This is a genomic window from Sphingomonas crocodyli (genome assembly GCF_004005865.1).
In the GTDB taxonomy this organism is placed as follows: Bacteria; Pseudomonadota; Alphaproteobacteria; order Sphingomonadales; family Sphingomonadaceae; genus Rhizorhabdus; species Rhizorhabdus crocodyli.
The window spans coordinates 1306994-1326777 of the sequence record NZ_SACN01000001.1 but is presented as its reverse complement, the minus strand read 5'-3'; the positions used below and the strand labels follow the sequence as shown (position 1 = coordinate 1326777).

Genomic DNA, 19784 nt, shown 5'->3' with positions numbered 1-19784 from the left:
CACGGATCTATCCAGGTAAGATGGCCGGCACAGGCGGCTGCACGACCAAGGCTGAAGACTATTCCCGCCTTGGTCGCTCAGTTCATGCCGCGATTTCACCGACGACGCGGATACGCACCCGGCGGGCGTCACCTGGCAGATAGGATAGTGGCATATCTTCCATATCGACGACCTTGAGGCTGCCAGGCGCAGCCCCCGCTGCGAGCGCACGCCCCTCGGCATCCTCTCGCGCCGTGTGGATCGCTTGTTCGCGGCTGAGGTTTGAAAAGATCTGATCGACTTCGCCACTCGCCTGCGCGATCGCAGCACCAACCGCATTGGCAACGGCATGATGCTCGACGCGAATGACCTCGGCACAACCTTCGACATGATCAGGGATCAGGAAACTCCCGCCACCCACCGCCAGGAGCTTCACATCTCCTGCTTCGGTTTTCATGCGATCGACGCCTTCTGCGATCATATTGCCCATGCGCTCTAGCGTCCTGGCCACGAGCTCTGGTGCCAAGTGTTTCACTAGCGAACGGTCACCCAGATCAATTCGCCCTGCAGCACATGCAATGTCTGTCGAGGTCAACGTGTCCCCGCCGAAGACGAGCCCCTTTTCCACGAGACGGAACCCAACGCTCTTCGGCCCGATACGCGCACCATCTGTGCTGATTTCGGTACCACCGCCCAGTGCGATCGACAGAAGGTCTGGCATGCGGAACAAGGTCCGCACCCCACCAATATCGACCGCCGAATTGGCTTCGCGCGGAAAGCCGCTCGTCAGATAGCCAATGTCGCTGGTGGTCCCACCGACATCGACCACGACCGCATCTTCCAGTCCCGATAAGAAGGCTGCACCGCGCATGCTGTTGGTGGGCCCTGAGGCAAAGCACCAGACCGGATAGCGCATCGCCATTGTCGCGGGCATGATCGTGCCGTCATTCTGGGTCAGGAAAAACGGCGCTTCGATACCGCTCTCGCGCATCGCTTCACCAAAGGCAGCTACGGTCTTGCGCGCCAATTGCTGAAGGCTCGCATTCAACACCGCCACATTCTCACGCTCGAGCAGACCAATGCGCCCGAGTTGGTGTGACAGGGTGATGCTAGCGCCTGGCATTTCGGCCGCGATGATCTCTTCGGCCTCTTTCTCAAACGCATTGGTGAGCGGCGAAAAAACGCTCGTGATCGCGACGGACTGCAGTCCTGCATCCGCCATCCGCCTCGCCGCATCGCGGATCGCTACACGATCGAGATCGACAATCGGGCGCCCATCATATTCGTGACCACCTGCAACCATATGCGCCTGCCCACGAACTTCGGCGACCAGGTCAGACGGCCAGGCTGAAAATGGCGGCACACTCGCGCTTGCCGGAAGACCGATACGCAAAGCACCGACCTTTTCGAGTGCACGTCGCTCGATCACAGCATTGGTGAAATGGGTGGTTCCGATCACGACAGCCGAGATCGCACTGCGCTCACATCCCGTCTGATCGAGCAGCTTGGAAAGCGCAGTCCGCACACCACTCAAAACGTCAGCGGTCGTGCCCGTCTTCACCGCCCCGAGAACACGGCTTCCATCGATCAAAACGGCGTCTGTATGAGTGCCGCCAACGTCAATACCGATGCGGCTCATTGGCCCTGCTCCTCGAAGACGGTGATATAATCGGTGTCATGGCCAAAGGCGCGTGGCCCGACATGGGCGATGCCTTTGGGCGTGCGCAGGACAGGCGACGCAGGAAGTGCGACAACGCTCACCCGCTGGCCGTAGCGCAGGCTTTCGGTACCGATGGCCTCGCCAGATTCGGTGTCGAGCAAACAGATGAGATCGGGTGTCGTCACGACGATCTTGCCGTCGCGCCACCCGACAGCGAACTCATTTTGAAAGGCGACATCAAAGACGGCCCCGCGGTCATCCCCTATGCCCTCGACCCGCGTTGTACCGCGTAAGAAACCCTCGGTGGCTTGCCGCTGCACATCGGCAACCTTGCCCCGGAAGAGAAGCTTCCCCTTGGCAGCCACAAGCGCTGCTGCAACAGGATCCTCATGCGCGGCTCGAGCCCGGCGCACCTCTTGCCCCAAAGCGATGGCCTGGCTCGTCGTGTTCGGGATCGCATAAGCCTTAACTTCGGCGCCGGTGCGCGGCGCCTTGCAGGTGGCGGCCACCGAACCAAGCTCGGCGCAGACCTTGCGGCTAAGCCGTTCGAGCCATTTCCAACTGGCGGCCCGGGTCACCACAATCTCATTGTCGCGAATGTCCGCAATGCTGAGCGGCGACATGGGTAAGTCGGCAATGGCGAAGCTGTTCATTTGCGCTTCGGGGAAAGCACGCCCCATCGCATCGGCATCGACCACCGGAAGCCCGGTCACCGCGCCGACGAGAAGCGGCTGGAACGCATTTCCACCGCCAACCTCCATCGTCATCACGGCCGAAAAGCGTCGCCCCAGAAAGTCTTCCATCGCCCGCAGCGCCTTTGCGCCAATCTCAGCATCAGCGAGCCGCTCCTGTCCAACGAGCGGCGATCCCATCATCGTGACCACGGCTACGAGATCATCGTCGGCAAGGTCCGACGGGTCCATCAGCTTGACTCGAACCCCATCGGCGTAGAGATTTTGGAGATTAATCTGGAAGATATAGGGAGCTCCTCCGCCCCCGCTGCCAAGGATTGATGCCCCTGTCGCCAATGACTCCAACTCATCCTGCTCAATCTGTCTCATTAACGGGTCCCAGTTCGATTGTGGGCGCGACCCTGCCCTTGCAGGAGCGGGAGGGCTATGCGGGCGAGCACTTACATCGCTCGCGAGTGGCCTTCGTCACGATCGGCCAAGCTCCTAGGCCCGATGTCGTGCACGACTTGCTCGAGATGCTCGATGGCGATGCTGATTATGAGCAATTCGGTGCGCTGGACGGTCTGACACGCAGCGAAGTCGAAGCGCACCGAGCGCGCGGTGATACGGCCGCACTCTACACCCGCCTTGCTGACGGCTCGCATGTTGAGGTCGATGGTGGCTTCATCGTCGAGCGGCTCAGAGCCCTGATGAAGCAGCTAGACGGCGAGGGCTACGACCTCATCGTCCTGATCTCGACGGGTATCTACGAACCCTTCGCAATGCGCACACCACTCGTCCACGGCGAACGCGCCGTCAGCGCGTGGATTGCGGCCTTGACCGTGGGCGATTGCCGCATCGGCGTGGTCTATCCGCTGCCGGGTCAGTCGGACATGTCCCACGGCACACTCATTCAAAGCGCGCGGGCGGTGGCCGCAACCGGCGATACGGCACGCCTGGAAGATGCCGCCGCCCATCTGGGTGACGCCGACCTCATCCTCATGCATTCGGTTGGCTATGACGATGCCAGCGCTCGGCAGATCGGCGCGGTCACGGGCAAATTGGTCGTTACAGCCCGGCGTATCATCGGCGGTGCAGCACGCCTGCATCTGTCGGAAATGGCGGGCGTCTCGCAATCCGGCGCGATGCCAGCACTGAAAGGTGAAGCGCTTATCGAGCGGCTGCCATCACCTGCAATCCCGCTCACTCAACGCGAACGCCAAGTTCTTTGCCACGTCCTCGAAGGCAAAGCGAACAAGTCGATTGGTCGGCTGCTCGGCATTAGCCACCGGACCGTGGAAATCCATCGTTCGCGAGCCATGAACAAATTGTCTGCGACATCGCCGACCGAACTCATCCGCCGCGCCCTCATCCTCGATCGCTCGGCAAGCTAGGCTCGGGACGCAAAATAAGTGCCGGCACGCATAAGTGGCGGCACGTATATAATGGCTGAACTGCGCGGCTTACCACTGATCAACGCCCTTCTTGGAGCCGATCATGTCAGTCCGCGTTGCCTTTGTTACTATCGGACAATCGCCACGCAGCGACATGTTGCCGGAGATCCTGGCGCATTGCTCAGTAGCCTTTGAAGCCATCGAACGCGGCGCCCTCGACGGGCTAGATGATGCTCAGATCGCAGCGCTCGCGCCGAAGGCACATCAAGGCCATTTGCTAACCAGGCTCCGCGACGGCCGCGATGTGATCGTCGGCAAGCCCGCAATCGAGCAGCGCCTCCAAACCATCATCAAAGACTTGGACACCCAAGGCTTTGACCTGCTCGTGCTGCTGTGCACGGGCCATTTTGATCGCTTCGGTACCTCTACGCCGCTGCTTCATGCGCAGCATGTGGTCGATCATTTGGTCCAAGGCCTGGCAAGCGATGCAGAGCGGGTCGGGATCATTCTTCCGAGCCCGGACCAAGTGAGCGAGTTTCATGGCCTAGGCAATTTGCCGGTCAAAGTGGTCAGTGCATCCCCTTATGCGCCGGACCATGACGCGGCGTTGCGCGAAGCAGGCACGGCTCTCGCCGATACCGATATCATTGTGTTGCACTGTATGGGTTTTACCGAAGCGATGCGGCGGGTCGTAAGCGACGCTGCCAACCGCCCAGCTTTGGCACCCCGGCGTCTGCTCGCGCACGCGATCGACATCATGTTGTCGTGATGCCGCGGTGGCGGCTCCGGGTCTGATCGCCCCGCGCCGCTACCTCACCACCTGCAATCTGGGGTCGGGCACCATGTTGTCCGCCCTCGACGGATTTCGGCGCCTAGCGCGCCGGAAAGGTCGTTGTTCATCAACGAAAAGGGAGGGAAACTATGGGAATGAGTTCACACGCACGACGTAGGTCGTTTTTGGGGGAAACTGCCACCGCAGCGCTGATCGCGCTCGCGTCGGCGCAGGGCGTCTCAGCCCAGGTTGCAGCACCGGAGCAGGACACAGAGGCTAGCACAGCGATTGGGGATATCGTTGTGACGGCCACGAAGCGCGCAACCAAGCTCCAGGACCTGCCAGAATCTATCAAGGTCATTGATTCCGTTCAGCTCGAAAATTCGAACGTCCAGAACCTGCGCGGCTTCGTGCAGCTGACGCCCAACCTGTTGGTGCGCGAAACCTTCCGTTCGAATGAGACCTTCCTGACGATGCGCGGCATTTCGAGTGCGCAAGGGGCACTCCCGCCCGTCGCGTTCGTGGTGGATGGCATCCAGCTTGGCTCGAACGATTTCATCAACCAGGACCTGCTCGACATTGAGCGCATCGAAGTGCTGCGCGGGCCCCAGGGCGCGCTCTATGGCCAAGGCGCAATTGCAGGTGCGATCAACGTCGTCACCAAGCAGCCTACCAATGACCTCTCGATCAATGCCAAAGCGTCCTACGGCAATGCCGATACGATGCGGTTCGCAGGCTCGGTTGGCGGCGCGATCGTTGAAGACACGCTCTTCGCTAAGGTTTCAGGCTATTATAAGCGCAGCGACGGCCTGATCCGCAACAATGCGGGCACGCGCATCACGCCCTATGAACAGGGCTATGTCCGCGGCCAGCTCAATTATGAGAGCGGCGATTTCCACGGCTATCTGTTCGGCTCCTACACCAAGGGCAATGGCAATTGCTGCATCCAGGACATCGTCAATAAGCGTCAGAATGGCGTCATCGTCCCCGGCTTTCGCACGCTCACCGGTGCCTACACCCTGGTCGACGTTGACGATGTCACGGGCAATCCTGGCCCCACCTCAAACGTGTTGGGCAAATCCTGGGAGCGCTTCCGCAACGCTGGCCTGAAGCTCGAATATGACTTCGATCCCTTCTCGGTTTCGTTGGTCTCGGGCTACAATTATGTGCGCCAGCGCATCTATGGCGATGCGGATTACACGGCTCCTTCGGCGGGCATCACCCAGCTGGTCCAGGACATCCCGTTCACCACGCGGGTGTTCAACCAGGAGCTTCGGGTCACCTCCCGCGACACCGGCCCGTTCAAATGGCTGATCGGCGCCTTCTACCAGAAGCGCCGTGAGGTCCAGGACATCGCCGTTGGCCTTGATCCGGGTGCACCGCTCAATCAGCGCCCGGGCAGCATCTCGACCTTCGTGCTGCGTCAAAACAACGTGACGCGCAGCACGTCGTACGCCTTCTACGCTAATGCGAGCTACGACATCACCAACCGGCTGCAGCTGTCAGGCGCATTCCGCTACGATCGCGACCGTCAGAGCGCGGTCAACACGTTGGCGGCGGGCTCGAACAAGGCGCACACGTTCACCCAGCCGCAGCCCAAGGTCCAGCTCTCCTACAAGTTCAACAAGGATCTGCTGGTCTATTCGAGCTACTCGATCGGCTTCCGCTCCGGCGGCTATTCGCAGAACTCGGCCTTCGACAACGAGCTGACCAAGAATTACGAGATCGGCTTCAAATCGACGCTGTTCGACGGAGCTGCCGTCCTCAACGCCGCCATCTTCCACATCGATTATCAGAACCAGCAAATCTCGTTCGTGCAGCTGCAGCCGGTCGTGCTCCGGCAGGTGGTCAATATCGACAAGACGGGAATTGACGGCCTTGAAGTCGAATTGACGGCCAAGCCGACCGAGAATCTCACGGTGTCGGCCGGCGTCGGCGTGGTCAACACTACGATCGAAGCGATCTCGGCCAATGCGCTCACCACCGGTCTCGACCTCAATGCACTCATTGGGAACAAGTCGCCGCTGGTGCCCCCGATCACGCTCAATGGCTCGATCGACTATGTGATGCCATTGTCGGATAATTACAGCCTCCTCTTCCACGGCGACTATCGGCGTGAGGGCGGCTATAATTTCGATCTCGCCAACACGATCCGGACCGGCACACAGGACCTGATCAACGGCAAGATCGCCCTGCAGACCGGCCGCTGGCAGGCCGGCATCTGGGCGAACAACCTCACGAACAATCGCTATGCGACCAATGTCGGCGTGACGGGTATCCCCTATCGCTACCCGAACCAGCCGCGCAGCTATGGCGTCGAGCTTTCCTTCAAGCTCTGATCCTCAGGAAAAGGCGCGCTGCTGCTCATCGGCAGCGCGCCGAACCCCTCGATCTGTGTAAGACGATATCACCGGCCGAACAGTGAAGAGAGACTGATGTCGTCGAAAACACCGTCCAGCGAATATTCGGGATCCGCCGTCCCAACCGACGCCACCGTTAGCGGTTGGCAAGTGGCATTGACCAAGCTTGGCGTCGTGGTCGCCCTTCCCGCTTTTGTGATGGGAGCCAAGGTCGGCGGTGCCCTAGGCCTCAAAGCCGCCCTCGCCTCAATGGCGCTTGGCGGGATCATGCTAATGATCATGGGGACACTGACGGGTGCGGTCGCCGCCAAGAGCCGGCTTTCGACATCCCTCATCACCCAGTTCGCTTTTGGGCGCCTAGGTGGGCGCCTGGTCAATGCCATTCTCGCCGTGACGCTCCTGGGCTGGTTCGGGGTAACCGCACAGATCTTTGCTCAGGGCGTTCGGGGCATCGCGCTCGACTTTCAGTTCGCGGCCTGGCCCATGCAAATCTACGCCGTAATCGGTGGCGCGATGATGATCGCGACGACGATCTTCGGCTTTTCGGCCCTTCGCCGCTTGTCCGACATCACAATCCCGCTCCTGATGATCGTACTGCTCGTCGCGACTTATCGAGGTCTGCAGACGACCCCGCTCGATCAGCTGCTCGCAATATCAGGCGAGACCTCGGATCTGGGGCTCGGCATCTCGGCCGTGGCGGGCGGCCTCGCCGCCAGCATCTGCGTATTTCCCGATCTATGCCGCTTCTCCCGGAGCACCGGCGATGCGCTTCTCGCATCGGGCCTCACCTACGGCCTCGGCGTCCCTGTCGTACTCGGATTGTCGGCTGTCATCAGCCTCGCCGCTGGCAGCCAAGATCTGATCACCATCCTCACAACCCTAGGGCTCGGCATCCCGGCCTTGCTGCTGCTGGTCTTCAAAGCGTGGACCACCAATGCCGGCAACCTCTATTCGGCTTCGCTCGGTTTCTCGACGATCGTCCCCAATGTGCCACGCACAATGCTTGTGATTGCCGCAGGCTCGGTGGGCATCTTGCTCGCGGTCCTCGGCATCACCGACGCGCTGATCCCCTTCCTGCTTCTGCTCAGCATCACGATCCCCCCAATCGCCGGAATCTATGTCGTCGACTTCTTCCTGATCCGATCACAGCATTACGACCTAGATCGGCTGACAGAGGAACCCGCAATATCCGCGTCCGCCTTCGGCGCTTGGGCTCTGGGGATCAGTGTCGCGACCATCACATCGCACGGAATGATGTCACTTTCCGGGATGCCTGCGGCGGACTCCATTCTCGCAAGCTCTGCGCTGTACCTACTTTTCGCTCGATATCTTTCCCCGCTCTTTGGTCGCACTCGCGCTACCGAGAAATGAGATCGTCATGACCAAGCACATCCGCATCGTCACGCCTCACACAACGCCTCGTCCGACAAAGCTCGACGAGCTCATCGGGCTCGATGTCGAAGCCTCGATCACCTTCTCGCACGTGGGACTGACTGCTGGTCCTAAATCGGTCGAGAGCGTCTATGACGAGGCGCTCGCTGCACCTTATGTGGTTGAGCGCTGCATCGAAGCCGAGCGAGATGGTGTGGATGCTGTAATCGTCGATTGTATGGGCGATCCTGGCGTTGATGCCGCACGTGATATGGTCGCAATTCCGGTCCTTGGGCCGGGAGAAACCAGCATGCACGTCGCGTCCATGCTTGGACATCGCTATGGTGTGGTCACCATCTCCGACCGCGTCCGTCCCATCTTCGAGAAGCACGCCCGTGTCCACGGCACATACGAAAATCTCGCATGTGTGCGGTCAGTCGACATCTCGGTCCTCGCGATCGCCCATGAGCATGATCGGCTGGTGGAGGCACTGATCGAGCAGTCGACAGCCGCTATCACCAACGACAAAGCCGATGTGATCTTGCTGGGCTGCACCGGCTTCCTCGGCATCAGCGAAAAGCTCAAGGAGGGATTGGAGCGCCGCGGTTTCATAGTGCCTGTGATCAATCCGCTGCGCACGACCGCAATGATTGCTTATGCGATGGTATCTGTCGGATTAGCTCATCGGTTCAATGAGCGGGAGTCAAGCTAAGCGCCCAAAGTCGCTAACGCGCTGATCTATTGACCTAACTAGTATTTTGCACGCTATCCTGAACGTCCTAAAGTCGGCATGCAGCACGTAATTACCGAGAAGGTCGTCAAGATCTCATCATCGCCCCTTATCGAGCGGCAGGCAAGCTAATGCTCATCGATGTAATCATCACCACCCGTCGTCCGATGGCATACAAATCTCAAAAATTGTCGATTCGATGATAACAAACATCGAGCCAAAGCGGTTCTAATTTATTCTTCTGTACATGGTACATTGCTCGAAGACATTGTAAGAGTTAGCATTCACGGCATTTTTATATTGTCACTACGTTCATCGGGGGGTGATCGTGCGCATATCTCGAATGATCTGGCAGAATTTTGCGGCCTTTTCCCTTCCATTCGCGCTGTGTGCGTGTGGATCTTCGACACCGCTTTTTGTCAAAAAGCCTTCCGCGCCAAAGACGCTGCAGGAGGGCGTGTCAGTGTCCACTTCGGTCGTCTATATTCGTCCGTGGGCCGAGCTTGCCGATAGCCTTTCTCCTAAATTCGCGAACACACCGGACAATGCGCTTAGCAATGTGCTCGGCGCGCAGAGTTTTTCAGACTTTCGTTTGCTGCAATCGCTGGGCATCTCAGCCCAGGCCGGTGTGCAACTCGATCCCGTCAGCGCGGTCACCGATGAGGCCGTCCGCAAGCTAGCCACGAAGACGACCGGCGACGTCACCGAGACTGTCAGCGATACAACCGACCGCACGGTCACAACCAAAAGCGTCGACGATAACAGCCCGCCTGCAACCGCGGATCTACCAGCTGCAAGAAGCGGCAGCGCAACAGCCCTTGCAGATCAGATCGGCGCAACCCGTACGCCAGGCACTGAACCACTATTTCGCTACTCGACCGCCGCAGCTCTCTACCAGGAGATCGGTCTTCTCAATGATGCCGTTGCCGGAATTCCAGGTTTTGCCGGCAAGAAGCCCTACATCATTCGCCTTCGCGTCGGGGTGCTTCCCTATCGTCGTGATTTGGAATGGGACGTTTATGCGCATCTGATGCTTGCCGATGGCGTCGACACGGTAGGAGCGCCCCAAATTGTGCTGCCGATCCTGTCGTCAGAAGCCTTTGAAGGCACTATGGACGCATCGGCACTGCAACAAATCAACGAACTCCGCCTTGGTATCCAGGCTCTGGCCGCCAATGCCAAAATCTCAGGTGGCATTAGCCGGCTCAATGACAATCTCACCCAATTCCTTAGCCGCTCGTATAGCCCGTCACTACAAGTCACCGGGACGAGCGGGCTGAGTATCGACGTCAAGTTCGGGGCTAGCCGTGACAGAACAGGCTATGCGCTTACAAGCCGCAATTTCTATGTGACTGTTGTCGCCTATCTGGATGAGCCCCTACTCAATGGTTCACCAAAAAGATATCGCTTCCACACTCAATATGAAGCGCGCGACGCTAAAAAGGGCCAGCTAGTTAAGAGCGATACGAAGAGCTATTTCCAGCGCGCGGATGCCGCAGTTGCACGTGCGAACATCGTTTTGCCTGAAGGCTGTGACGGCGCCGATTTAATTTTTCGCTATATTGAGTATGTGAATCTGTACGGCGGCGGCGCTGCGAAAGAGCTCCAGGCAAACTACGGACAATGCACGAGCCCGGATACACTCAAACGACTGGGAAAATATGATTTCATGCTCGACGCGCTCGCTGCGCGCCGGATGGTCGAGAAGTCCTCCTTTCCGCTCGAGTTACAACCTCGTCGCGCGGCATTTCTATCCGGAGCGGTCCCACTTGTCCAAGAAAGTGCCGAAGGCCTAGTCGTCGACATCCCTTATTCGGGTCCAGATGAGCTACCGCTCGGTCGGTTAAGAGCTCAGCTCGTCGATAATGGCGGGATGATGTCGCTGTCGCCTCGCTTGGTTACACTCAAATCATCGGGAGCCCAGCGGCTGGTCCACCTCGAATTTCCTCCGCTCTCGGCATTCAAGTCCGAGGCTATTGCTCCGAGTAAAGGTGGCGCAAAGCCGATTGCTGATCCCCGGCAAAAACCTCAGGGCTGGAGCGTGGTCCTGACACTCGCGCCCCAAGCAACGTCGGAAGCGCCGATCGCTTTTCGCGCCAGTCTTGCCAATGGCTATGTTGCCACAGCGACTAAAGCGGCCACTCCCGACTTCGCCTTCTCAACGCCTGTCCGATCAGCCCGCCTCGGTGCCGACGGACTGTTATCGTTCAGCGTTCAGGTCAAACCGCCTGAGAACGGAAAGATCAAATTGTCGGCCAAGGATGCCGAATTGATCGAGAATGGCGCACCCGTCGGCGACCTCACGATCAGCACCGCAGGCACTCGGTCGATCACATTGCGCAATGCAATGCCCGGACAAACTGTAACCTTAACGGCGACCGCGACACTCGACGCCGATTCCAAGGCGAAGGCAGAAACCAGCGTGGCCGTTCTTGTTCAACCGCCCTTAACGTCCAAGTGAGGCTGAGATGACCGAAGATAAGCCGCGGCGACGTCCTAGTCGGCGTAACGCAGATGGTGAGGATGCCTTGGAGGCGCACCTGAATGATCCGCCACCTAGCCCCCACATTCCCGAGCCCCCACGCCGTCCCGGCAAACCTCGCCGGCCTAGGCCAACACGCAGCCGAGGGCAGCCCTCTACAGAACGTAACGAGCATACGCCGCCAGAACGGCCAGAAGCTAAAGACTAGCGCCTCAACTTTTACGCCATCGCCTCAATGCGAGCGTCAAAGGACCGGCAATGCTGACAAAACAAGATTTAGCCAATTTAACTGCGGACGGTTCTTTTTCCTCCTTGCCTGCACGCGTTGCGAAGCGTCGCATTTTACGCCCGGACGAGGCAGCTGCAGCTATCCGGAATGGGATCGTCCGCGCTGCACGCGATTGTGAGCGCTGGGGTGGCGAATGGCCAACCGACCGAGGATGCGAGAATCTACTGCAGGTTCGCGCTGCCGAGGAGTTACACGAGCAGATGGCAAGCCTTGGATTAGGGTGGCTGACGCTCGAACAACCGCTAGCCACGATCATCGATGAGGGCACCGCTAAGCTTGGACGCCCTCACGCGGGGCTCAGTCCCCAAAAACGCGCTGATATTGCGATCTGGAACAAGGCGGATCAGATCTATGGCGTTGTCGAGATTAAACGCGCCGAACGGGATCGCGATTGGCAGAGCGACCTAGAAAAATTGGCACGTATCCTCGCTCGTTACTCGCGGTCACATAAGAACTACATACGATATTGCATCCTTGGAGTATTCATTTCGCAACGTTGCAGCGAACTAGTTAATGAACGTGGCAAGTCTCTGGAAAAAATTGCCGCCACGATAGCAAATCGATTTGAACTTAAGCATAGTACCATTTTTGATATGGATAATATTCACCACTGGGATGGCGGTGGCGCCGATGACTGGATCTGTGGAGCAGCCACTGTAGTATTATCGCACGGATAGCTCAAATATTTCCATCAATATATATTACTTAAATTCTTATCCCTGGACGCTTTTAATCGGCTTACGTCGAATTATAAAATCACGATGCCGTAATGCAAAACCGCTTCGATTTTATCGACAACGTTTGCGCACCAATTGAGAAGTTGGCCACAAATGCGATATTGAAACACGGGCCCATCCATTTCGAATCAATAATTTTTTTCAAGAAAATTATCCACAAGCATTGCAAATGCTCGACTTATGCTCACGATAAGCAATGTGATTCGATGAAATCGGATTACAGATGGGGGTTACTTATCATCATGGGGGCGTGATGAGGGTATTGTTTCTATTGATACTTGGTTGCGCGGCGGGTTCGTTATCGCGACAAGCGCAGGCATCGGACCAATTCCCGGAATGCACCGACGAGGCCCGGCATGTTGCCGAGGCCACGCCCTCGGTCGCAATCAACGATTTCGGGCAGGCCAATCAGACGATCTACAGCCTCGGTGGCTATTCTGCAGTTTGCATAGGCGACAGCGTTAACCGCTACCACCTCGAGGCCAATGTTGCACATGTTCGCGAAAGCGCTGGGGGCGCCAACGCCGCCCTCATAGGAGTAGGCCTCCAGCTTTTTCCTATTACTGGCGCAAATGAACTCGCCATCGTTCCGCTCGCCCGCCTAGGCTATGAGGACTTCCAGTCCGGCCGGCAGAATATTATCTTCGGAGGAGGAATTGCGTTTGTTGGGCGCCTAACTCTAGCGTCGCGAACCGAACGGATTGGGGCCTGCGAGGTCGCGATTCCAGTCCGCCAGCTACTGCTTTATGGCCGCACGGATTACAGCGACCGCCGCAGCGCCAGCAGCAACCGGCCAACGCTGTCGCAACAGAAGAGCCAGCTGACATTTGCCGCAAGCATAGGGCTGGACCAGCAGGTTGGCCGTAGCCCTTGGCGCTGGCGTGCAGCGGTGTCGCACGAGACGATTGACGGGGGAACTGTCAACGGTGTGACTGCGCTGGAACTATCGGCTCGTCCGGTCAGCCGTGACCACAGCAATTACCGCTGGAACTTCGCGCTACGCGGCAGTCTGGGAGACCACGACTATCGCGGGATCGCAGTCGCGATCACCCGACGCTTCAGCTGGAAATGACGAGGACGCTATGAAGTTTGATGTCGGCCTAGTCGATTCAATTGAGAAATATGGAATTGCAGGGCTATTCCTCTTCGGCCTTCTATCTCTCGGCATCGAACGGATGTGGGCCGCGAGCGCAGATGGCCTGCGTTTGTGGTGGACAGGCACTCCGCTGCGGGTCGCACTGATCAAGCCCTTAGTCATGACCGTGCTGCTTCTAATTCCACTCGGCCTGACTTTATACGTGATCGCTAAGACCAGTGAACGCCTAACGACCGCTGCCAAGGTTCTCGATGGTCGTTGGGCTCTGCCAGGGCTGAGTTGCGATCAGGCTGGAACATTTAGCGTTGATCAATCATCTGGGCACTTTGTAATCAGGCAGAGCGACGGCTTCTTCCTATTTGCCGACATTGAGCATGTCGCGGCCGACGCGGTCCAAGTCCGCCGGCAGGGCGCTCCAGGAGCAGTTCGTTACGAACGACATGGCCCCCTTCTCTTTGAATTTTTGATGTCGGGCGGCCCTCCGAGGGAGCTTTCTCTATGTCGGCAATAATCCTCGCGCTCACGGCCGCAGCCGCTCGCCTTGGGCCGATTAACGAATATCTAAACGCGAAAGCCGATCACTATTGGCCGTGTCAAGAATATGCCAGAACGATTAAACTGAGAGGAATGAACGCACTTGGCCCCGAGGCGCGCGATCAAATCGTCGTGTGTCCTTGGTATCGGTCGAGTAGCCGCAGGCCACGTAACGGTTCCACATTAAAGTTCGAAGCAATTACGTCGAAAAAGCTTGCCGGGTCGATGCCCTCCACGCCGTTTCGGCAGGGCATGCATTCGACCTCGCCGAGTAGTGATCTCATCGACCCCGTCGCTATCGTTGTTGTCCGTCCCGCTTTCGCGCAATGCTCAAATCCAGGCATTGGATGGATCGGCCTATTCGACCGCAACGATCGGACCGCCCCCCTCATCGTCTATGATGGCCACCCGCCGAGTGGACAAAGCGGCGATGGGCGGAATGTACCGACGCTGGGCGACCTTATTAGTTTCGCCTCAAACGATCCGGGCCTTTTGCTCGACACCGAAGCGCCGTGCCTCCTCAAAAATATGAACCAGTGCCAGAGCCGGCCCATCGTGGGGACGTTTCGGGTCATAGCTCGCGCCCATGCGCCGGCAGGCCCACGGGGTCAATTAAGATGGCATTTGTGCATCGCACCTCTGAAAGGAGACATCTTGTGAAACCCGCTCTTTGGCGCATTGCCTTCACGCTTGCTCTACCGACAGCTTTGGCTGCCGCTGCCCCTCAGCCAACCGTCGCGGTCTGCATGCTTAGACACAGCGACACCGCGCAAGCGGCTCGTTATCGGGTAACGATCGACTGGAATGGCTTCGGTGATCAGGACACCGCCCGGATCGATTTGGCGGCTGAAGACGCATCGGGCGATATCTGGCCGCAATTTCGCGACCAGCGCCTCAAGCCTCAGACAAAACCGACGGTCGACATAATCACCGTTAGCGATGTGTCACGCTACCCGCTCAATTTTTATCTCGTCGGGCTCAACGACGACGCTGTCGCTGCGTTCGACGACGAGTGTCGCGCTGGCTTTTGCTCGGTCAAGGCATCAATGCCAGGGATTGAACAGCTTGGGACAGGCGCATCGATTCCGGCCGTCGTCGACGCTTATAGCTGCCCGAAGGGATAGCTCGCAGAACAATTAGCAAACTAGGAATCGGGCGTGACCAATAACACCGGTCCGCACCTGTTTATGGGGGAGAAGAAAACTGGCTAGCAAGGAAGACATTGTCACACTTTTGCTAAGCCGGCAGTCGAGTATAATCGCGGCGGTCAACCTGCTCGATGGAATCGACGTGGGCCTGTATGATGCGGACTTCGCGCGGTCCGTCTTCTGGTGGTGGGGCGAATATGCTCTGCAAGCGAGATGCAGCGGTGAGGATATCGCAAAAGCGCTCGGCACGATTGTTGATCTAGCCGACGGCAAATTTCCCACAGGCTTTGTGCCCCCCTCGCATGCGCTGACGTCGCCTTATATAAAGTGTCGCCGCTCCGACGACCGCCCTGCAGGTGAGCGGGCGAGTGTTCGCGATGCCGCAACGATGATGCTTTGGGCCGACGCTGATTCCAGGAGGGCGATGAAAGATGACAGCATTGAAGTGCAGTCGCGGATCGGGACAGTCAGCTACAAAAGTATGATGGCTGCCTTACGGCCAGATTATCAGCGGAGCATCGGCATCGATCACGGAGCAGAGGCGACGATCACCAATAAATTTCGAGGACCGAGAGCGTTGATGTTCTTCACTGTTGCATCGGATCTTCTCGATGCGCTTGACGGAACACCGGAGGCTGAACGCGCTGACACAGCGCGCGATGTGCTTGGACTGGTCCACATAAGGCCCGATGTACAACAGATCCTTGTCATATTTGACAGCGATGGTAGCGAAGGTCGCGGCGACAGAGGACGGCCTACGGTACTGGACTCCGGCGGCAATCCCCGCTTCCTCTCACATCCAGACAGCGGGGCCGCATCCGATCCTTGGGGAAGAACTGCCGATCTTGAGAAGATTCCACGGAATTTTCTGCGGATAGCCTCGATGCCCGAGCGTGTTTGCGGCCCCTATCCCGTCTATGGCACCGATCCCGAAAAATCGACACCAGGGCCTTTCAGAGTTCATTTTCTAGGGGGCGCGAATGTCAAACGCGGCGACGTTCTCGGTCAAGGCCACAATCCCGGCAAATATGACAAGGAATATGCTGAGCACTTAACCCAACGCTGGGAAGCCCGACACGGTGTAGACATTTGCACGCATTTATTGGCCATTCTGTAGATCAGGCTCTGAACATCATATGATCACGACGCACAATCTTGCTTGGTTCGAGACGCTCGACGTTGCTGCGCTTTCTAGTTGGTTAGCGCAGTGCCTGCGGCGCCATCGAGAGACCCCTGACGACCGGATGGTGTTTGCGCCCCTACATGGCGACTTTGATTTTGCCGATACGCCGGCCGCCGCCCTTGCGAATGCAATTGCACAGCTGCCACAGACAACACAAGTCACGTTTGGTGACGCCGTGGCCATGCTCATCGGACAATGGCCCGCCAATGACTCTGTTTCATGGCTTATTCTGATCGAGCTGGCTTGGCGGCTCGACTTGGCGCAAGCTGTCGACATCCTTGCATCACGCGCATCTGCGTCTTTTCTAGACACTCTCTTTGAGAACGATGCACACCGGTTTGAGATCATCATCGGTTTCTGCCGCAACCTTATGGGGCAGCAGCGACCCGGCGCGATCGCATTCCTATACAAACTGGTAGAGCACCCTCTTTTCGATGATAGCGATGCCCGCGGGACGCTTCTCGCTCTATGCGAGCGAGCTCCAAGGGAGATCACTGCCCATCTGTGTGTTCTGCGAGAGCAACTGCACGCGCAAGCACAGCGGATTGCGCGTGGTAGGGGTGAAGATGCCAAGGAGCAATTTCACCTTAAACTGGCATCCGATATCTTCGATGCGGTCGGCATCGACCAGATCTGCACCAGCGTTCCGAAATGGTTCGTGGTCGCGAGCGATGATTCCGACTGCCCGTCCGATTATTGGCTCCTAAAGCATATCCTGCGGATCTGTTCCGTACGCCAAGCTCCTCCAGACGGCATTTTGCTTGCCCCACCCGGTCAAAGTGCGAATGTCCGTAGGGTGAGCAATTTCGCCTTCACCGTAGAGACTGCACCTATGGATGCAGACCTCACCGATCCCGACATCGCGCTCGGCGTGACGGCGGCCGCTCTAGACCAGGTATCCTGATTGATGATTGACACCGACGTTCAGGAACTAACAGACCATATCGTCGCGGCAGCCCGACTGCGTACCGAAATTGCGCCATTCGAAAGCGATATGACGCTGACGCGCGACGGTGGCACGGTCTTCTATGCGGTCGACACCAATATAGTCCTGCTCTTTCTTGACCCGAAGGACCGCGGGCCATTGCGCGATGGCCTGGGTGGTTTTACCCATATCTTCCCTAGCGACAGCGGTGAGGAAGGTATCGCCGAGGCTCTAGCAGCCGCGCTCACTCGCTATATTATTTATCGAACCAACACCTTCGTCCGAGACGACCAAGCCATCAGCCTTCCGCTCCTTCTTCTCGACGGACATGACGCTGAAGTTCGCCATGCTTATGACCGGTTCATAGTTCGCTCTGAAGGCGATGTTGAGCAAGCTCGAACACAACTCAACCTCCTTAAGGATGAGCTAGAATGGGCAGTGGCCGCAGAGAACGTCTCCGAACGGGTTGAGCGTATCAAATCGTCTGCCCGAACACTGCTCGAGCGACTATATTTCGACAATAGTCATGGCGCACTTGCAAGGAAGATGGGGTCTTTACTCTCGGGCGGACGATTGGCGCGCCTGTCGGTGGTTGGCGAACGTTTTGCGCAGGCGGTCGGACTTGAGCGATCACAAGCGATCCGACAGGCCTTCTTGCCGGCACACGACCTCATGGCGAGCGTCGAGGAAAACCGCCTGCGCTTCGAGTGGGATCGGCGGTTGCGCGCGTACAAGAAGGTGCAGGGAAAAAGTGTCGCGATCGACGCCGGAGCACTGACCCGCCTTGAGATCGTCAATAGTAAATTGCGCGAACACAAGATAAGAATTTGCCTTATCACCGCTGATAGCTCGATGATTAGCGCCTGCTCCAGCTACGTTCCGGAAGGAACTGATACCGACTTCTCACAACTTTATCTCCGTCACCCGCGCGCATTTCTTGCTGCTGATGAAGTTTTGACACCAGCCAATCTTTCCGCCGCAAAACAAATCGGCGGCAATGGCATCATGATCAACTGGCTCGACACGCTGCTTGCGGATCTAACCTCCGACAATGGGCCATCGCTTGATGAACTTGGCTCGCGTGCCGCAGGGGATAATCGATCACTCCTCAAAGAGCGCGTGCAGCAGGTCGTGTCTATCGACAACAATGCAATCGGGACATTGGTAACTGATTGGAGCGCCCATACCCAGGCGATCCAAGCCGAGCATGCCGCAACCAGCAATCTAGCGCAGGAAGAGCTACAGCGCACCATCGGTCAGGTAAATTTTGACCAGCTCGATGCTGCGCTCGACCTTGTCCAGCTCGCTTTGAGTAAGGAAAGCGAAAAGACTTGGGACGACTATTATCGCGCAGTTGTCCGCACCGGTTTTGACCTTTTGCATGCGCAAAGCGAAGGCCCGGGACGCCGTCGCCGACGCATGGCGCCTGCCGTCAATTTCCAATCCTTCACCCATGCTCGCGATTTTGTACGCGAAGTCATCGCGGCCCGTGGTGTGATGCGCTTTGGCCCAGGAGAGATCGAGGAGCGCCTGGCGCTGATCGAAGCCCAGGGGGGTAGCTATGCCGTCTTACTCGCCTATGCCGTCCTCTTCGCTGATGACGGGCGCTGGCACGTCGCACTCCTAACCGCCAAACGTGCTATGGCCGTCCACCAAATCTACGATAGGCACAAAAAGGCGCAGGATGGAGACACCTTCGTCCCCGAAGCCGTGCGCAATCGTGTGTCGGGTCGCGAAGCTTGTTATTGTGCCGCGGTCGCCCAGCGAATGATGGCGCGTTCGCTCGGCGACTTCGACAAGTCTCATGAATACCTAAAACGAGCTCGGGATGCTCTAAGAGCGCGGGACAATCACCTTAGTTCCCCGCAAGATACAGAAACACGCTTCCGAGCCGAAGAACTCGCCTGCTCGACGTCACGCCTACTCTTTCAGCGCTACCGATTAAAGCCAGACACTGAAGCCCTAGCCAGACTTGTGGTGGAAGCTAGGCGCTTGCAATTGTTAGCTTTTGAGATCGCAGCTCAGGCTCGCGACATATCGGACGAGTGGAGTCGCTTGGTTGTCGAGCGCAGTGCACTGGCCAATCTGTTTACACTCCACGCCCTAGACGAGAGCCAGGTCGGGCAATCCTGGGATGAAACATTCGTCCAGGCCGCAAGACGATTCCTAGAACTCACCCGTTCTGAGAATCTCACTGGCGCGTTCCCAGAGACTGATCTTTCGAAGATCATTGGTATTTTTGCTGAAGCCCGCTTTAGCAATCCCGATCGCAACAGGCGGCGTCTTCTATCGCGCGATCTATTCATTTTTGAAAATGAGATGATGCATGACGATAACGCACCGCTCATGCCTTATGATCACGCCCGCTATAAAGATCTCATCAGCCTGAGTCGTCGGGCGCTTGATCGAGAAGTTTAGTCAAGATTGGGAGCGGTCAATCCGGCAATCCACTT

General features: G+C 57.8%; 15 protein-coding genes. 13 read left to right on the top strand and 2 right to left on the bottom strand.

The features are described from left to right. Positions 1 to 82: 82 nt before the first annotated feature. Positions 83 to 1618, bottom strand: a complete 1536-nt coding sequence (locus EOD43_RS06270; protein WP_127742121.1) for a hydantoinase/oxoprolinase N-terminal domain-containing protein — start codon at positions 1616 to 1618, stop codon at positions 83 to 85. Beyond that, entirely contained in the window at positions 1615 to 2700 is a 1086-nt protein-coding gene (locus tag EOD43_RS06265; protein WP_127742119.1) for a DUF917 domain-containing protein, read from the bottom strand. Before EOD43_RS06265 ends, EOD43_RS06270 begins: the two co-directional genes overlap by 4 nt. A 20-nt stretch (positions 2701 to 2720) precedes the next feature. Between EOD43_RS06265 and EOD43_RS23880 the strand changes: the two genes are divergently transcribed. From EOD43_RS23880 to EOD43_RS06195, 13 genes are all read left to right on the top strand, one after another. Beyond that, the gene (locus EOD43_RS23880) at positions 2721 to 3704 is read left to right on the top strand and encodes an AroM family protein (protein ID WP_206363496.1); all 984 of its coding nucleotides are present in this window, start codon (positions 2721 to 2723) and stop codon (positions 3702 to 3704) included. A 103-nt stretch (positions 3705 to 3807) separates the two neighbouring features. Beyond that, positions 3808 to 4473, top strand: a complete 666-nt coding sequence (locus EOD43_RS06255) for an AroM family protein (protein ID WP_127742117.1) — start codon at positions 3808 to 3810, stop codon at positions 4471 to 4473. A 305-nt stretch (positions 4474 to 4778) separates the two neighbouring features. After that, entirely contained in the window at positions 4779 to 6815 is a 2037-nt protein-coding gene (locus tag EOD43_RS06250; RefSeq protein ID WP_164857126.1) for a TonB-dependent receptor, read from the top strand. A gap of 96 nt (positions 6816 to 6911) precedes the next feature. Continuing rightward, complete coding sequence (locus EOD43_RS06245; protein ID WP_127742113.1) at positions 6912 to 8207, top strand: cytosine permease; 1296 nt, start codon at positions 6912 to 6914, stop codon at positions 8205 to 8207. A gap of 7 nt (positions 8208 to 8214) precedes the next feature. After that, the gene (locus EOD43_RS06240; protein WP_127742111.1) at positions 8215 to 8919 is read left to right on the top strand and encodes an aspartate/glutamate racemase family protein; all 705 of its coding nucleotides are present in this window, start codon (positions 8215 to 8217) and stop codon (positions 8917 to 8919) included. Between the two features lie 361 nt (positions 8920 to 9280). Further along, positions 9281 to 11398, top strand: a complete 2118-nt coding sequence (locus EOD43_RS06235; protein WP_127742109.1) for a hypothetical protein — start codon at positions 9281 to 9283, stop codon at positions 11396 to 11398. A gap of 279 nt (positions 11399 to 11677) precedes the next feature. Next, positions 11678 to 12385 (top strand): hypothetical protein, encoded by a 708-nt coding sequence (locus EOD43_RS06230; RefSeq protein ID WP_127742107.1) that lies wholly within the window; start codon positions 11678 to 11680, stop codon positions 12383 to 12385. A gap of 313 nt (positions 12386 to 12698) precedes the next feature. Then, positions 12699 to 13517: a hypothetical protein gene (locus EOD43_RS06225; RefSeq protein ID WP_127742105.1), complete on the top strand. Its 819-nt coding sequence runs from the start codon at positions 12699 to 12701 to the stop codon at positions 13515 to 13517. Between the two features lie 10 nt (positions 13518 to 13527). Beyond that, positions 13528 to 14052, top strand: a complete 525-nt coding sequence (locus EOD43_RS06220) for a hypothetical protein (RefSeq protein ID WP_127742103.1) — start codon at positions 13528 to 13530, stop codon at positions 14050 to 14052. Between the two features lie 679 nt (positions 14053 to 14731). Further along, the gene (locus EOD43_RS06210) at positions 14732 to 15199 is read left to right on the top strand and encodes a hypothetical protein (RefSeq protein ID WP_127742099.1); all 468 of its coding nucleotides are present in this window, start codon (positions 14732 to 14734) and stop codon (positions 15197 to 15199) included. Positions 15200 to 15365: 166 nt separating this feature from the next. Then, entirely contained in the window at positions 15366 to 16340 is a 975-nt protein-coding gene (locus EOD43_RS06205; protein WP_127742097.1) for a hypothetical protein, read from the top strand. A 19-nt stretch (positions 16341 to 16359) separates the two neighbouring features. Next, entirely contained in the window at positions 16360 to 17310 is a 951-nt protein-coding gene (locus EOD43_RS06200; protein ID WP_127742095.1) for a hypothetical protein, read from the top strand. Further along, positions 17311 to 19749: a hypothetical protein gene (locus tag EOD43_RS06195; RefSeq protein WP_127742093.1), complete on the top strand. Its 2439-nt coding sequence runs from the start codon at positions 17311 to 17313 to the stop codon at positions 19747 to 19749. Positions 19750 to 19784: the final 35 nt, after the last annotated feature.

Excerpts from the sequence above, each read along its gene's own strand:
- EOD43_RS06270 (WP_127742121.1), bottom strand. The coding sequence starts at position 1,618 with ATGAGCCGCATCGGTATTGACGTTGGCGGCACTCATACAGACGCCGTT.
- EOD43_RS06265 (WP_127742119.1), bottom strand. The coding sequence starts at position 2,700 with ATGAGACAGATTGAGCAGGATGAGTTGGAGTCATTGGCGACAGGGGCA.
- EOD43_RS06255 (WP_127742117.1), top strand. The coding sequence starts at position 3,808 with ATGTCAGTCCGCGTTGCCTTTGTTACTATCGGACAATCGCCACGCAGC.
- EOD43_RS06245 (WP_127742113.1), top strand. The coding sequence starts at position 6,912 with ATGTCGTCGAAAACACCGTCCAGCGAATATTCGGGATCCGCCGTCCCA.
- EOD43_RS06240 (WP_127742111.1), top strand. The coding sequence starts at position 8,215 with ATGACCAAGCACATCCGCATCGTCACGCCTCACACAACGCCTCGTCCG.
- EOD43_RS06235 (WP_127742109.1), top strand. The coding sequence starts at position 9,281 with ATGATCTGGCAGAATTTTGCGGCCTTTTCCCTTCCATTCGCGCTGTGT.
- EOD43_RS06230 (WP_127742107.1), top strand. The coding sequence starts at position 11,678 with ATGCTGACAAAACAAGATTTAGCCAATTTAACTGCGGACGGTTCTTTT.
- EOD43_RS06225 (WP_127742105.1), top strand. The coding sequence starts at position 12,699 with ATGAGGGTATTGTTTCTATTGATACTTGGTTGCGCGGCGGGTTCGTTA.
- EOD43_RS06220 (WP_127742103.1), top strand. The coding sequence starts at position 13,528 with ATGAAGTTTGATGTCGGCCTAGTCGATTCAATTGAGAAATATGGAATT.
- EOD43_RS06200 (WP_127742095.1), top strand. The coding sequence starts at position 16,360 with ATGATCACGACGCACAATCTTGCTTGGTTCGAGACGCTCGACGTTGCT.